The 15,409-nt window shown below is 59.7% G+C and carries 10 protein-coding genes; 2 read left to right on the top strand and 8 right to left on the bottom strand.

Annotated elements, in window-relative coordinates:
• Positions 1–8: 8 nt before the first annotated feature.
• The 5 genes from FOV68_RS00305 to FOV68_RS00285 all read right to left on the bottom strand — a co-directional run bounded on the left by FOV68_RS00305 (position 9) and on the right by FOV68_RS00285 (position 5,292).
• Positions 9–1,076 (bottom strand): ABC transporter permease, encoded by a 1,068-nt coding sequence (locus FOV68_RS00305; protein WP_010245772.1) that lies wholly within the window; start codon positions 1,074–1,076, stop codon positions 9–11.
• A 227-nt stretch (positions 1,077–1,303) separates the two neighbouring features.
• Positions 1,304–2,836 (bottom strand): sugar ABC transporter ATP-binding protein, encoded by a 1,533-nt coding sequence (locus FOV68_RS00300; protein WP_143990144.1) that lies wholly within the window; start codon positions 2,834–2,836, stop codon positions 1,304–1,306.
• Positions 2,837–2,846: 10 nt separating this feature from the next.
• Positions 2,847–3,458, bottom strand: coding sequence for a DUF2291 family protein (locus FOV68_RS00295; RefSeq protein WP_143990143.1), 612 nt, complete (start codon positions 3,456–3,458; stop codon positions 2,847–2,849).
• A gap of 45 nt (positions 3,459–3,503) precedes the next feature.
• Entirely contained in the window at positions 3,504–4,439 is a 936-nt protein-coding gene (locus FOV68_RS00290; protein ID WP_143990142.1) for a D-ribose ABC transporter substrate-binding protein, read from the bottom strand.
• A gap of 55 nt (positions 4,440–4,494) precedes the next feature.
• A complete protein-coding gene (locus FOV68_RS00285; protein ID WP_069026140.1) occupies positions 4,495–5,292 on the bottom strand; it encodes a GolD/DthD family dehydrogenase in 798 nt (265 codons plus the stop codon).
• Between the two features lie 352 nt (positions 5,293–5,644).
• On the opposite strand from FOV68_RS00285, the gene FOV68_RS00280 reads away from it, so the two are divergent.
• Positions 5,645–6,451, top strand: coding sequence for a DeoR/GlpR family DNA-binding transcription regulator (locus FOV68_RS00280; protein ID WP_143990141.1), 807 nt, complete (start codon positions 5,645–5,647; stop codon positions 6,449–6,451).
• Between the two features lie 114 nt (positions 6,452–6,565).
• Complete coding sequence (locus FOV68_RS00275) at positions 6,566–6,919, top strand: DUF6404 family protein (RefSeq protein ID WP_235765040.1); 354 nt, start codon at positions 6,566–6,568, stop codon at positions 6,917–6,919.
• A gap of 987 nt (positions 6,920–7,906) precedes the next feature.
• On the opposite strand, the gene cobA is transcribed toward FOV68_RS00275, so the two are convergent.
• From cobA to nirB, 3 genes are read right to left on the bottom strand one after another with little or no spacing between them, the layout of a single operon-like run.
• A complete protein-coding gene (cobA, locus tag FOV68_RS00270) occupies positions 7,907–8,722 on the bottom strand; it encodes a uroporphyrinogen-III C-methyltransferase (RefSeq protein WP_064704442.1) in 816 nt (271 codons plus the stop codon).
• The gene (locus FOV68_RS00265; RefSeq protein ID WP_143990139.1) at positions 8,722–11,340 is read right to left on the bottom strand and encodes a nitrate reductase; all 2,619 of its coding nucleotides are present in this window, start codon (positions 11,338–11,340) and stop codon (positions 8,722–8,724) included. The genes cobA and FOV68_RS00265 overlap by 1 nt, the downstream gene beginning before the upstream one ends.
• A complete protein-coding gene (gene nirB / locus FOV68_RS00260) occupies positions 11,337–15,401 on the bottom strand; it encodes a nitrite reductase large subunit NirB (protein WP_143990138.1) in 4,065 nt (1,354 codons plus the stop codon). The genes FOV68_RS00265 and nirB overlap by 4 nt, the downstream gene beginning before the upstream one ends.
• Between the last annotated feature and the right edge of the window lie 8 nt (positions 15,402–15,409).

Genomic DNA, 15,409 nt, shown 5'->3' with positions numbered 1-15,409 from the left:
CGCTCCTGTTAACTGTGACGAACATCAGTAAGGGGGGCTGCCTGCTGCTTTTTTTCATGGCGACGCAGCAGCACCACTTTGCTTTGCAGACGTTGCTGGAACTGGTCGATGACCACCGCAGTCACAATCACCAGACCTTTGATCACCATCTGCCAGAAATCGCTGACGCCCATCATCACCATGCCATCCGCCAGGAAGACGATAACGAAAGCGCCAATAATCGAGCCGGAAACCCGGCCACGTCCACCCGCCAGCGCTGTGCCGCCCAGCACGGTGGCACCAATGGCGTCCATCTCAAACATGTTGCCGGTCATCGGGTGCGCGGTCTGCAACTGAGAGGCCACCACCAGTCCGACGAGTCCGGCGCAGAGGCCGGAAAAGGCGTAGACAAAAACTTTCACCTTGATAATCGGCACGCCCGCCAGTCGCGCGGCGGACTCATTGCCGCCAATGGCGTAGATATAACGACCCAGCGGGGTTTTGCGCGTCAGGTAGAGGCCGAGCAGTAAAAAGCCGAGCATCAGCCAGATCGGCAGGTAAACGCCCAGTACGGTGCCGGAACCAAGCAGCGAAAAGCCGGTGTTGCCCAGCGCGGGCACTCCCACCAGGTTGGCGTAGGTGCCGCCGTCGTTGAACAGCAACGCCGCACCGCGCGCCACATACATCATGCCCAGGGTGCAGATAAAGGGTGCAACGCCCAGTCGGGTGATCACCGTGCCGTTAATCAGCCCCACCAGCACGCCAAAGATGGCCACGACCAGAATCACTTCAGGCACGTTGAGAAACAGCGTATTGCCGCCCCACAACGGGATGCCATTGGTGAGCAGTGCGCCCGCCACCATGCCGCAGATCCCGGCGACCGCACCCACCGAGAGATCGATACCGCCGGTCAGGATCACCAGCGTCATACCAATGGCCAGCAGGCCGGTAATCGCCACGTGCTGCGTCATGATCAGCAGGTTAGAGGGGGTGAGAAAGTTCGGCACCATCACGCTGAAAAAGCCGACCACAATCAGCAACGCAATAAAGGTGCGGGCCTTCAGCAGGTACATATAGAGCAGATATTTTTGGTTCATTACATTCTCCGGCCAGCTTAGAGCCTGGCCCACCAGGCGTAATTGTTGCAGGCAGTCTGGACACGGACAGCGCGGAACAGCCGGCACGTACACGCAGTACGTAAGGATTACTCGCTGTGCTCGCCCCTTCAGGGCCGCCCTGACGGGCGTTCAGGTTGCTAAAGCAGCCTGTGTGACCTCTGCCCAGGTTCAGACGGACAAATAAAATAGCCTGATGGGTCAGGCTCTTAATCCTGCGGGGTTGATGCCGCAATCAGATGTTCTCGCGTCGCCGCTGCGCGCGGCAGATCGGCAGTAATCCGGCCATCGGCCATCACTAAAATGCGGTCCGCCAGCGCCATCACCTCATCCAGTTCAGAGGAGGAGAACATCACTGCCAGCCCCTGCTGTGCCAGATTGCCAATCAGGTGATAGACGTCGGTTTTGGCACCCACGTCGATACCGCGCGTTGGCTCATCCAGCAGCACCACCTGCGGCCCGGTCATCAGCGCTTTACCCAGCACCACCTTCTGCTGATTACCGCCGCTCAGCGCCGTAACCGGCAGGTCGGGATCGCTGACTTTAATCGCCAGATGGCCGATCATCTCACTGACCCGCTGCTGCTCCCTGGCAGGATTCAACAGCCCCAGCGCACGTCGAAAACCGCGCAGGCTGAAGTCAGAGAGCGTCATGTTGGCGGTGACCGACATCAGTTCAATTACCCCTTCGCCTTTGCGATCTTCGGGCACCAGCGCTATTCCACTTTTCAGCCGCTGCTGGAAGCTGCGTTTCGCCAGATCCCTGCCCGCCAGCCGAACCCGGCCTGACTGACAGGGCATCAGGCCAATCAGCCCCTTAAACAGCTCGGTGCGTCCGGCCCCCAGCAGGCCATAAATGCCGATCACCTCGCCTTTGCGCAGCGTAAAACTGACCTCATTCAGCTTGTAACCGCCGTTCTGATGCAGCGCAGTCAGGCACTCTACCTCCAGCACCGTTTCCCCCTGTGGCGCAGGCTGATAGTCGAACTGCTTTTTCTTGTCACCCACCATCTGGGCGATAATCCACGGCACGCTGGCGTCCCGTACCTCGCGCTCACTGATAAAACGGCCATCGCGGAAAATGGTGATGTGATCGCCAATCTCCATCAGCTCTTCCAGCCGGTGAGAGATGTAGATAATGGTGACACCGCGCCGCTTAAGCTGGTCGATGACGTTAAACAGCACTTTCACTTCAGACTGGCTCAGGGCGCTGGTCGGTTCATCCATGATAAGTACCCGGGTATCCTTCGACAGCGCCCGGGCAATCTCCACCAACTGCTGATGACCAATACCCAGCTCACCCAGCGGCGCGTAAGGATCGACATCCAGCTGCAGCCGCTCCAGCAGCGACTTTGCCAGTGCGTACTGATACTTTTCATTGATCACCCCGCGCTGGAAATACTCATTGGCGATAAAGATGTTGTCCATCACGTTCATGTTGGGAAACAGATTCAGCTCCTGAAAAATGATGCTGATCCCCTGCTTCTCCGCCTGATGTGTGGAGTTCAGCGACACCACCTTGCCATCCAGCAGAATCTCGCCCGACGACGGCGTCTCTACACCCGCCAGCATCTTCATCATGGTGGACTTACCGGCACCGTTCTCACCGATCAGCACGTTAACTTTATTGCGGTAGACCCGATAACTGACCTGATCGAGCGCGGTAACGCCGGGATAAAGACGCGACACGTTGCGCGTTTCGATAATCACGTCGCCGGACTGTTGCGGTTGAGGATTTTGCATCTGCCGCTCCTTATTGCCGGGTGATCGCAGCCGGAGTGATATCCGGCAGCTGCTGCGGAATGTCCCAGCTGCTGAACACGCCGGAGACCCTCACTTTATCGCCCACCTTCGGTGCAAACTGCTGCATCAGAGTGGAGGCGTGCTGGTTAATCGCCTTGCCGTAATCACCAAACAGCACCTGGTCATTGAAGTCCTGATAGCTCACGCCTTTGTAGACATCCCGCAAAGCGGTGCCACGGATGATTGGCCCGACCTGAATAGTGACACTGTCACCTGATTCATCTTTCACGGTCATCTTTCCGCTGCGTGACGTGGTATTCACGGCGGTCACCTCGCCGCTGACCGAGATGCTGAAGACACAGGGATTCTCAGCCTGGCTGCGATAGCCGTAGCTCTGACAGGCACTGTCGAAGTCTTTGGCAGACTGCAGCGACTTCATCAGCGTCGCCAGCGGTTTAGCCTCTGCCTGAACCTGTGGCACCAGTTTCTGCTGCCAGAGCTGGTCGATGTTCGCCATTTTCGGATTGGGGGGATTTTTCAGGGCAGCCAGCTCCTGCTGCGACACAATTTTGCAGCCGCTTAACAGCAAGACCACCAGCGTCAGCCAGACTCTTCGGGACATCATCTTCTCCCTGGCGCCCGCTTTCGCAGGCGCGACAGCGTTTAATTACGACTTGTAGTTAAAGTCCTGTACACCTTTAGCGTTTTCCGGGGTAATCAGAATGCCGCGGAACATCACCCGCTGTTTTTCCGGCTTCACGCCCTTCTGAATGAAGTTATCGAGATCGGTCACCCCTTCAGCGGCAATCGCCTGCGCCTGCAACATCACCGTGGCTTTCAGCGTGCCCGCTTTCACCGCATCGCGTTCGTCGTTGCTGCCATCAATGCCCACCACGATCACATCGTTGCGACCGGCCGCCTTCAGCGCGGCAATGGCGCCCAGCGCCACCGGGCCGTTACCGCAGATCACCCCTTTCACATCCGGATGGGCCTGCAGGATGCTGTCCATAATGCGCTTGCCGTCGATCAGGGTGCCTTTGGCATCCTGACGCGCCACGCTCTGCATATCAGGATACTGATCCAGCACCTGATGGAACGATTTCGAGCGTGTCACGCAGTTGTTGTCCGCCAGGTTACAGGCGAGTTCGGCGTACTTGCCCTTTTCGCCCATCTTTTCAACAAAGACGTTGGCAACGTCTGAACCCGCCTGGAAGTTGTTGTGGGTGATCTGCGCCAGCGCCACGTCATCCACCGGGATTTCGCGGTTGATTAGCACCACCGGAATTCCGGCATTTTTGGCTTTTTTAATCGCCGCCACGCTGGCGGTGGAGTCGGCGTTATCCAGCACGATACCCTGCACTTTTTTACCGATAGCGGCGTCGATCAGTTCGCTTTGTTTCTTCACATCTTCGCCGTGCGACAGCACCGTCGTTTTGTAACCCAGTTCCTGCGCTTTGAGATTGGCGCCTTTGGCTTCGGAGGCGTAGTAGGGATTATCGAGTGAGTTAACCAGAATCATAATGGTGCCCTTTTCGGCGGCAAACGCCGCCTGCGAAACCAGACAGGCAGCCACGGCAGTGCACAGCAAGGTACGGTTTTTCATGATGTTCTCTCTTATCGTTATGGCAGGGTATGAATTCCCGGGTGCTGGATTGGCCTTACCAGATGGTAAAGCCCCCATCGATCATCAAATCGGCGCCGGTGATCATGTCGCTGCCGTTGCTGGCGAAAAACAGCACCGCAGCGGCGATCTCATCGGTATAGGCAAAGCGTCCGAGCGGAATCAGCTTCTTCATCTGCTCGCCCTTCTCGCCGCGCCAGGCCTTTTCGCCCATCGGCGTCAGCACCACGGTGGGCGACAGGGTGTTAACGTTGATGCGATGCGGAGCAAACTCTTTGGCCATCACTTTGGTCATGCCCAGCAGGCCCGCTTTGGCTGAGGTGTAGGCGACATGGTTGTCGATAGCGATGGATGCCGCCTGGGAGGCGATATTAATAATTTTGCCGCCCGCACCGGCACGGATCATCAGCCGTGCGGCGGCCTGTGAGCAGAGAAAAGGCCCGGTGAGATTCACCGCAATTTGCTTCTGCCACTCGGCAAAATCGGTCTCGATCACCGGCTGCAGCATCACGTAGCCTGCGCAGTTCACCAGGATATCGATCCGGCCATAGTGGGAAACCACATCGTTAAAAGCCTGTTCAACCGACGCGGGATCGGTAACGTCACAGCAGACAAACTGCACCCGCTCGCCGGGGAAATCTGCCTTCAGGCTGGCGACCTTCTCTGCTTCAAACGGCGGATAGAGTAGTGCCAGACTCGCTCCCTTCTCCAGCAACATGCCATTGGTCGCCATCGCGATACCGCCCAGCCCGCCGGTCACGACGGCCACTTTGCCGGCCAGATTCATTGCGGTATCCACGCCGTAGCGCAGGTTTACGTCATATTCACCACTCATCCCACTCTTCCCCTCAGATTTTTGCCGATGCCGTTGACTCACTCATTTTCGAACAAAAATATAAGCTATCGAAAAGAAACGTTGTGTGGAGCAGATCAAATTTCGACCATCTGCCCTGCAAAGCGGCTTATCTGATTGAAAAGACGTGATCTGGCTTCCAGTCCCGAAATAAAGGCGGCTGGCTGCAAACCGGAAAGCATGAGAGATTCAATAACCTGCACATTTTATATTTTCGTTCGAAAATCAAAGGCAGATCAGGCTATCTCGCATTCATAAAAATGGCGCGTTAAACTCAGCCACAAAGACCTTGTTCGCCCGACTTCTCAGGTTATTGGAAAAGGGAGCATTTCGATTGAAAAGCAAAAGTGAGCAGTTCGCTGACATGCAGCAACGCCGCGAGAAAATTCTGGAGATGATCCGTGAGGATGGCACGGTCACGGTTAAAGCTTTAACGGAGACCTTTGGACTGACCGAAGCCACCTTACGCAGCGATCTGCGCATGCTGCAAAAACAGGGCTTTGTGCAGCGCTACCATGGTGGCGCGACGCTGATGACGGGCAAACAAAATACCGGAGCGATGCTGCTGGAGCGGCAGACGCATCTGGAAGAGAAAGAGGCGATAGGCCGGCTGGCGGCGCAGCATATCGAAAATGGCGACACGGTGATTTTCGATTCCGGCACCACGACCACCGCGATCACCAATGCCATCAGCCACATCCGCCGCCTGTCGGTCGTGACAACCGCGGTGAATATCGCCCTGAAACTGGGTGGCGAGCCGGGGATCAACATCCTGCTGACCGGCGGTACCTTTAAATTTCCGACGCTCTCTACCTCCGGCGAAAAGGCGGCCAGCTTCTTCGAAAACGTGCTGGCCGGTAAACTCTTCCTGGCGACCGCCTGCATCTCGCCGCGTCTGGGCCTGAGCTTCCCCAGTGAAACTGACATCAAGGTAAAACTGGCGATGATCAAATCTGCCAGCACGGTTTACGTGGTCGCTGACTCCAGCAAAATAGACAAGGTTTCGATGTTCGCGCTGCCCTGTGACTGGAGCAATATCCACTACCTGATCACCGACAGCGGCATCAGCACTGCGCAGGTCAAAGCGTTTGAAGCACTAGGCGTGAAAGTGCTGGTGGCCCCGCTGAAGCGGGCGATGTAATGTAATGCCTGTCGAAACAATATCGATTCAGCCACTCGCTGTCATCAGACAGCCACAGGATTAAGTTACGCTCCAGAGCGAATGCTAAGCAGGGATGTAACGGATGATAAAACGATGAAAAACGAGATTTTCGAGCGCAGGAAAGCGCGGGCTTTAGCCCTGATGGCAGCGAAGAAAATATGGCCGAGTAACTCTGCTCCGCCATTACATCGTTTGTTATGGAAAATGAATATCCATCTTCCACCCCCGGGTTTTACTCCGTTCTGGCTCAATCTTGTGGTGTTTGCCAGCATGTACACGCTGATGATGCCACTGCTGCTCTTATTGCCTTCTCTTCCGGGCGTGTCTGACGACAATTATTCGCTGATACCCAATCTGATCGCAGGCCTGTTCTTCGGTACGACAATGGCACTGTTTCACGCATATCGAAAAAAAGTTCACAACCTGCCTGCGTGGGAGGAGCTTTAAAGCCAGCTAAAGCTCCGTCGTCTTTTATACAGTTCACCTGCACGACGCACCGTCTTGCCAACCCCAGCCGGCCTTCCCACACTTCACTGCTCTTTTCGCCCTGCTCGGGCACTTCCACTCTCATCAACCGCACTCAATCCAGACCTGATCCCGAAAAATCCGCACCAATGCCAATAGTGCAGGTAAGGCCTGCCTGAAGAGCAAAGTGTGCGAGCCAGGGATGGCGAGCCCAGTCCGCAGGGATGCGGGATCCCTTTGCGGTCAGGCAGGCCTTTCCTGCACGCCGCACCGTCTTGCCAACCCTGGCCTGCCTTCCCACACTTCACTGCCCTTTTCGCCCTGCTCGGGCACTTCCACTCTCATCAACCGCACTCAATCCAGACCTGATCCCGCAAAACCCGCACCAATGCCAACAGTGCAGGAAAGGCCTGCCTGAAGAGCAAAGTGTGCGAGCCAGGGATGGCGAGCCCAGTCCGCAGGGATGCGGGATCCCTTTGCGATCAGGCAGGTCTTACCTGCACGACTCACCGGCTCTTCAAACCATTCCTGCCTTCTCACCCTAACAAACCTGCACCTAATACCGACCCGCTCCCGTAAAACCCCGCACCAATGCCAACAGTGCAGGTAAGACCTGCCTGAAGAGCAAAGTGTGCGAGCCAGGGATGGCGAGCCCAGTCCGCAGGGATGCGGGATCCCTTTGCGATCAGGCAGGCCTTTCCTGCACAACGCACCGGCTCTTCAAACCATTCCTGCCTTCTCACCCAAACAAACCTGCACCTAATACCGACCCGCTCCCGCAAAACCCCGCACCAATGCCAACAGTGCAGGTAAGGCCTGCCTGAAGAGCAAAGTGTGCGAGCCAGGGATGGCGAGCCCAGTCCGCAGGGATGCGGGATCCCTTTGCGATCAGGCAGGTCTTACCTGCACGCCGCACCGTCTTGCCACACCGTTCCTGCCTGCCAGCAAAAGCCCGCACCTGCAGCCCCGTCACCCCACCGCCTGCACCTGCATCCGCACCTGCAAATCCGCCCGATAAAACCGCACCACTTCACCCACCATCAGCAACGACGGAGACACCGGCTTATCCCGCGCCACCGTCTCCGCTAATCCCCCCAGCGTGGTAATCAACACCCGCTGATCGGGCCGGGTCCCATTCTCAATAATCGCCACCGGCGTCTCCGCATCACGTCCCTGCGCCTGCAACTGCGCACTAATCGACGCACTCCAGCTCAACCCCATATAAAACACCAGCGTCTGATTCACCGCCGTCAGCGCAGCCGCCTCCAGCTGCGGCTCGCCATTCCGCCCATGCCCGGTAATCAACCGCAAAGACTGCGCGCAATCCCGATGCGTCAATGGAATCCCGCTGGCTGCCGCACAACCCACGGCCGCCGTAATCCCTGGTACGACCTCACAGCGAATCCCGGCCTGCTGCACGCTCACCATCTCCTCGCCTCCGCGACCAAAAACAAACGGATCGCCCCCCTTCAGTCGGATCACATTGCGTCCACTGCGCGCGAGTTCCACCAGCAACTGATTAATCTGCGCCTGCTTCAGACCATGCTGCCCCGGCTGCTTACCCACATCGATACACAACGCCTGCTCCGGCACCTCCGCCATCACCGCGTCACTCACCAAACGGTCATATACCACCACCTCAGCACGCTGCAGCAACCGCAACGCCTTAACGGTCAGCAGTTCCACATCGCCAGGGCCCGCACCCACCAGCCACACCGCGCCCTGTTGCGACACGGCATCCACCGGGGCCAGTAACTTATCCAGAGAATCAATTGCTCGTGTCATCATTCCTCCGACATCACTTTGGACAGCAACAACTGCTTCAGCTCCGGAATACAGGAGCCGCACTGCGTGCCGCACTTTAGCTTCTCGCCCAGCGCCTGAGTCGTACGACACCCCTGCGCCACCGCCTGCAAAATCGTCTGCTCACCCACCGCCATACAGCTGCAAATAATCCGTCCCGAGGCCCCGCCCTGCGCGGCCTGTCCTGCCAGTACACCGTGCCGCCCTGCTGCATCCTGTGGCGCATGACTAAAGGCCTCGGCGACCCACGCGCTATCAATCGACGGCAACACGGAGCCGGCATAAAACGCCAGCTGCAACTCGCCGTCACGCCATGCCAGCAACCGGTAATCATTGCCGCTGCCGGTCGCAACCTGCCTGTGACAGCCTGAAAGAACAACCTGCTTGTCCAGCCAGACCTGCGGCGAACCTTCGCCCGCCACCGCATAACGCTGCACCGCCAGATAGGGGGTACGCGCCCAGTAACGCAACCCTGTGGGCTGTGCTATCCCGCGCTGCCACAGCCAGCCCTGCCAGCTCACCGTCAACGGCAGAATCCGCACCGACGTCTGCTTCAGCGCGGGCTGCCCCGAAAACGGACAGGCACGGGCGGCCACCAGCAAATCAACGTGACTCTGCTGACTGAACTGCCGGTTCCAGTGCATCGGCACAAACAGCTCGCCCCGACGCATCCCGGCATCGACACGCACCCGCACGCTAATCCAGCCCTGAACAGACTGTACCCGCGCCAGCCCGCCCGCCGTCACGCCATACGCTGCCGCATCAGCCGGATGCAGCGCGACAAACGGTTCATCGCAATGCTGCATCAGACGCGGCACCAGCCCGGTACGCGTCATGGTGTGCCACTGATCGCGCACCCGTCCGGTATTCATCAGCAACGGATACGACGGTTCGCGCGGGGCGACTACGGGCGTGGCCGGCACCCGCAACCGGGCCTTACCATCCGGATGAAAAAACCGACGATTGCCAAACAGCCGGGCGCTGCCCTGCGGACAGGCAGCGTTAACCGGCCACTGCACCGGACGCAGCGCATCCCAGTCAGCGTTACTCAATTGCACCAGGCCGCTGATATCAAACGCCCGATCGCCCCGGTTCTCAAAACCTGACAACGCCGCATGCTCACGGAAAATCTCTGCCGGATGCTGCCAGTTAAAGCCTTTATCAAACCCTAAACGCTGGGCCACCTGCGACAGCAACCACCAGTCAGGCCGGGCGTCACCGGGTGCGGCGGCAAAAGCGCGCTGACGTGAAATACGCCGCTCGGAATTGGTCACCGTGCCGTTCTTCTCGCCCCATCCCTGGGCGGGCAGCAGAATATCGGCAAAGGCGCTGGTATCGGTCTGCGCCATCACATCTGACACAATCACCAGCGGACAGGCCGCCAGCGCCTGCGCGACGCGGTTGCCCTCCGGCATCGACACCGCCGGATTGGTGCCCATAATCCACACTGCTTTCACCGTGCCATCCATCAGTGCCCGGAAAAGATCCAGCGCAGTCAGCCCCGGTTCCCGGGCAATGGCCGGACTGCGCCAGAAACGCTGCACCCGTTCGCAATCCGCTTCAGTAAAATTCATGTGCGCCGCCAGCTGATTCGCCAGGCCACCCACCTCCCGTCCGCCCATGGCATTTGGCTGTCCGGTCAGCGAAAAAGGACCACAGCCCGCGCGGCCTATTTTGCCCGTCAGCAGATGCAGATTAAGAATCGCCTGGTTATTGTCGCTGCCGGTGGCCGACTGATTAATCCCCATGCACCACAGCGTCAGCACCCGCTCGTACTGGCTGAACAGCTGGAAAAAGTGCGCGACCTGCTGCACGGTTAAGTCACATGCCTCTGCCACTCGCGCCATATCCCACTGCGCTGCGGCGGTCAGCGTCTCGTCCACGCCATTCAGGTGCGGCAACATGCTGGTATCAATGCCATCCTGCTGCGCCAGCCAGTGCAGCAGACCGGAAAACAACGCCGTATCGCTGCCGGGCCGCAACGGCAGGTGGAGATCGGCCTGATCGCAACTCGCCGTGCGCCGCGGATCGATAACGACAATACGCATCGCCGGACGTTGCAGCTTCGCCTGCATCAGCCGCTGCCACACCACCGGATGCGCCCAGGCAGCATTAGACCCCACCAGCAGCACCAGGTCGGCCTGCTCCAGATCCTCATAGCAGCAGGGCACCGCGTCGGCCCCCAGCGCCCGCTTATAACCGACCACCGCCGACGCCATGCAGAGCCGCGAATTAGTATCGATATTGGCTGCACCGATGTAGCCCTTCATCAGCTTATTGGCGACGTAGTAATCCTCCGTCAGCAGCTGGCCGGAGCCGTAAAACGCCACCGCCTGCGGGCCATACTGATCAATCACCGCGCGTAATCCTGCCGCTGCTGCATCCAGCGCAGCGTCGAGGCTGATACGCTGCCCGTTAACCTCGGCGTTCAGCAAACGTCCTTGCGGCGTCAGGGTCTGGCCCAGCGCTGCGCCTTTGACGCACAACCGACCTGCATTCGCGGGATGGTGCGGATCGCCAATTACGGTTGCCTGATGAGGTCCCTGCGGCGTGACGCAGACACCACAGCCGACGCCGCAATAGGGACAGGTGCTGTTCATGATGCCTGCGCCAGCTGATCCAGCGGGCGATTTGCCAGCCAGATCTGACCCGCTTCCAGCTTCACCGGCCAGCAGCGCAGCTGATGCTGCGGGTTATCCAGGCTCTGCCCGTCACGCAACCGTATCCGCTGCTTATAGAGCGGGGAGATCACCACCGGCTCGCCGCCCACATCGCCCAGAATCCCGCGCGACAGCACGCTGGCGTCGCTGCCAGGTTCGCGGTCTTCCAGCGCAAAAAGCGCATCGCCAAAGCGGAACAGCGCAACACGTTCGCTACCCAGTCGCGCCCCGATCCCCGCCTGCTGCGGAATCGCCTCCAGCACGCAGATGGCGCTCCACGGCTCGGCGGGCATCTGCAGCAGCGGACGAGCGGCAACGGCCTCCGGCTGACGCTGACCGCGCACCCGGCTGTAGTGCAGCGTCTCATCCGGGCGATCGCTGTTGACCGTAGGGGTAAACAGCGCAAGTCGCGACGGGTCCGCCAGCGTGGTCTGCCACTCGCACTGATACGCGTCCACTACCCGCTGCATCTCCTGCTCCAGCGTCGCGCCCAGCCCGAGGCTATCCTCAATCACCACCTGACGCAGATAGTCCAGGCCGCCTTCCAGATTGTCCATCCAGACGCTGGTGCGCTGCAGCCTGTCTGCGGTGCGGATATAGAACATCAGCAGGCGGTCGACATAACGCAGCAGCGTGGCATCATCGAGATCGCTGGCGAACAAGTCGGCGTGGCGCGGCTTCATGCCGCCATTGCCACACACATAGAGATTCCAGCCCTTTTCCGTGGCGATCACCCCGATATCTTTGCTCTGCGCTTCCGCACATTCGCGGGTACAGCCCGATACCGCCATCTTGATCTTGTGTGGGGCGCGCAGCCCTTTGTAGCGGTTCTCCAGCGCAATGGCGAAAGCGGTTGAATCCTGCACGCCGTAGCGGCACCAGGTCGACCCCACACAGGACTTCACAGTACGCAGCGACTTGCCGTAGGCGTGACCGGTTTCAAAACCCGCCGCCAGCAGCGTCTGCCAGATATCGGGCAGTTGATCGAGCCGCGCGCCAAACAGGTCGATACGCTGACCACCGGTGATTTTGGTGTAGAGATCGTAACGCGCCGCCACCTCGCCAATCGCGATCAGCCCCTGCGGCGTGATTTCGCCCGCCGGGACGCGCGGCACCACCGAATAGGTGCCATCTTTCTGGATATTGGCAAAATAGCGATCGTTGGTGTCCTGCAACGGCAGATGCGCCGGTTTTAGCAGATAGTCGTTCCAGCATGAGGCGAGCAGTGACGCCACCAGCGGTTTGCACACTTCACAACCCTGCCCCCGCCCATGCGACGCCAGCAGCGCATCAAAGGTTTTGAACTCACCGGCCCGCACCAGGTGATACAGCTCCTGGCGCGAATAGCTGAAATGTTCGCAAATATCTTTTTTGACCTCGACACCGAGGTTTTCCAGCTGAAACTCCATCACCTGCTTCACCAGCGCCGCGCAGCCGCCGCAGCCCGTGGCCGCTTTGGTGCAGCTCTTAATGCTGCTCATCTCACCGCATCCGCCTTTCACCGCCGCGCAGATATCGCCCTTGCTGACGTTGTGACAGGAGCAGACCTGGGCGCTGTCAGGCAACGCCGCAACGCCTGGCGCTTTCGGCGCACCGGCCAGTGCAGGCAGGATCAGGCTTTCTGGCGCGGTGGGCAGCGGTAACTCATTGAGCATCATCTGCAGCAGCGTGGCGTAGTCGCTGCTGTCACCGACCAGCACGCCGCCCAGCAGCCGGGTGCTGTCGGCAGAAACCACGATTTTCTTGTAGATGCCTTTTGGCCCGTCGGTCCAGTGATAGTGCTGACTGCCCGGCGTGCGGCCATGCGCGTCACCAAACGACGCTACCTCCACCCCCAGCAGCTTCAGTCTGGTACTCATGTCCGCGCCGCTGAAAGCGGTGGATTCAGCCGCCAGATACCCGGCCAGCACGCGTGCCATCTGATAGCCTGGCGCGACCAGACCAAAGATCTGACCGTTCCACAGTGCGCATTCACCAATGGCAAACACCTCTTCATCGCTGGTCTGGCAGCGATCGTTAATCTCAATGCCACCGCGCGGTCCCAGCGTCAGGCCCGCTTCACGTGCCAGCTCATCGCGCGGCCGGATACCGGCGGAGAACAGCACCAGATCGCCGGGTAAACTGCTGCCGTCAGCAAAGCGCAGCACCACGCTGCCGTCGGTCTGACGCTCAATCAGTTCGGTCTGTTTTGAGGTGTGAACCGTGACGCCCAGCGCATCGATCTTCTGGCGCAGCATCAGCGCCCCGCCCTCATCGAGCTGCACTGCCATCAGGCGTGGCGCAAACTCCACCACGTGGGTTTCCAGCCCGAGCTGCTGCAGCGCATTCGCCGCCTCCAGACCCAGCAGGCCGCCGCCAATCACAATGCCGCGCTGGCTATTGCGGGCGCATGCGGCTATGGCATCAAGGTCGTCCAGCGTGCGGTAGACAAAGCAGCGTTCGCCATCGTGGCCCGGCACCGGCGGTACAAAAGCACGCGAGCCGGTAGCCAGCACCAGCTTATCCCACGCCAGCTCATTGCCCGCGCTGTCACGCAGACTGCGCTGCTGACGATCGATCGCTACGACTGCGCAGCCGCTGCGCAGTTCGATGCCGTGCAGGGTAAAAAAGTCCGCGCTGACCAGCGACAGATCGTCGGCCGTTTTGCCGTTGAAATAGTCCGACAGATGCACCCGATCGTAAGCCTGCTGACGCTCCTCGCCGTAAACCACGATGTGGTAGTGCTGATGCAGTTCGCGGGCAACCAGCTGTTCAAGAAAGTGGTGACTGACCATGCCGTGACCCACCACGGCTAATACCGGTTTACTCATCTCAGGACTCTCTGCAGCCTGCGGCTGCGGTTCAGGTTGACGGGAATCGAACAGGGCTTCGAGCGTGACAGCTTCGGTGCGCAGCAGACGCGCCAGCAGCGCGGGACCCTGCCGGGTGTCGCCAGAGAGCAATACGCCACAGAGGCGGCCCTGACGAAGAAACAGACGGCGGTAGTCGCCGGAGATCGGATCAAAACTGCTGATGGAGGGCGCCTCACTGACGTCCCCGGCGCTGAACAGCGAAATACCACTGACTTTGAGCCGCGTCGCCTGCGGCTGGCTGACAAAATCCGCCAGTGGCGACCCCGCCAGCTGCGCGGCCAGAATCTGCGCCTGCATCAGGCAGGGTGCGACCAGGCCAAAGGTTTCGCCGGCAATTTCGCAGCACTCGCCTACGGCGTACACCGACGGGAGCGCTGTGCGTAACTGCCCATCGACCAGAATGCCGCGCTGACACGGCAGCCCCGCCGCCTGCGCCAGCGTTATCTCCGGCTGAACGCCGATGGCAATCACCACCTGCGTGGCGGCGCAGTGACGGCCGCTGGTCAGCGTCACACCCGCCTCGTCAATCGCCGTGAGTCCGCTGTTCAGCACGCAGCGGATACCGCGCTGCTGGAGTGACGTCAGCAACAGCTCGCCCGCCTTTGCATCCAGCTGGCGATCCAGCAGCCAGGGCTTGTGATGAACCAGCGTAACCTCACGTCCACGGGCACCGAGTGCCGCCGCCGCTTCAATGCCGAGAAAACCGCCGCCCAACACCACCACCGGTCCCTGGCCTGTCAGGAGTTGCCGGACGTCGGCGATACTGCGAAAACCCAGTACGCAATCCGCGTCGATGCCGGGAATGGCGGGCAAACGGGGCTGTGAGCCGGTGGCAAACACCAGCCGATCCCAGCCCAGCTGGCGATAATCGGTCTGCACTGTACGTGCCGCCAGATCGACCTGCAGCACGGTTTCGCCGGATAGCAGCGTGACGCCGTGCCGCTCATACCAGTCGCGATCGTGGATCAGCGTTTCACTGAACGGCGTTTCACCCGCCAGCACCGGCGACAGCAGCACACGGTTGTAATTGCCGTGCGGCTCGCGGCCAATGACCGTGATGGCGTAGCGCTGCGGCGCACGTTGCAGCAGGCTCTCCACCATCTGCATTCCCGCCATGCCATTACCTATCACCAGCAACCGTTGCTTCATGGTCTGTT

Source organism: Pantoea sp. paga (assembly GCF_007558755.1).
Lineage (GTDB): Bacteria > Pseudomonadota > Gammaproteobacteria > Enterobacterales > Enterobacteriaceae > Pantoea > Pantoea agglomerans.
The sequence above is the reverse complement of the archived record's forward strand: the minus strand, read 5'-3'. Positions and strand labels throughout refer to the sequence as shown.

Excerpts from the sequence above, each read along its gene's own strand:
- FOV68_RS00305 (WP_010245772.1), bottom strand. The coding sequence starts at position 1,076 with ATGAACCAAAAATATCTGCTCTATATGTACCTGCTGAAGGCCCGCACC.
- FOV68_RS00300 (WP_143990144.1), bottom strand. The coding sequence starts at position 2,836 with ATGCAAAATCCTCAACCGCAACAGTCCGGCGACGTGATTATCGAAACG.
- FOV68_RS00295 (WP_143990143.1), bottom strand. The coding sequence starts at position 3,458 with ATGTCCCGAAGAGTCTGGCTGACGCTGGTGGTCTTGCTGTTAAGCGGC.
- FOV68_RS00290 (WP_143990142.1), bottom strand. The coding sequence starts at position 4,439 with ATGAAAAACCGTACCTTGCTGTGCACTGCCGTGGCTGCCTGTCTGGTT.
- FOV68_RS00285 (WP_069026140.1), bottom strand. The coding sequence starts at position 5,292 with ATGAGTGGTGAATATGACGTAAACCTGCGCTACGGCGTGGATACCGCA.
- FOV68_RS00275 (WP_235765040.1), top strand. The coding sequence starts at position 6,566 with ATGAAAAACGAGATTTTCGAGCGCAGGAAAGCGCGGGCTTTAGCCCTG.
- cobA (WP_064704442.1), bottom strand. The coding sequence starts at position 8,722 with ATGACACGAGCAATTGATTCTCTGGATAAGTTACTGGCCCCGGTGGAT.
- FOV68_RS00265 (WP_143990139.1), bottom strand. The coding sequence starts at position 11,340 with ATGAACAGCACCTGTCCCTATTGCGGCGTCGGCTGTGGTGTCTGCGTC.
- nirB (WP_143990138.1), bottom strand. The coding sequence starts at position 15,401 with ATGAAGCAACGGTTGCTGGTGATAGGTAATGGCATGGCGGGAATGCAG.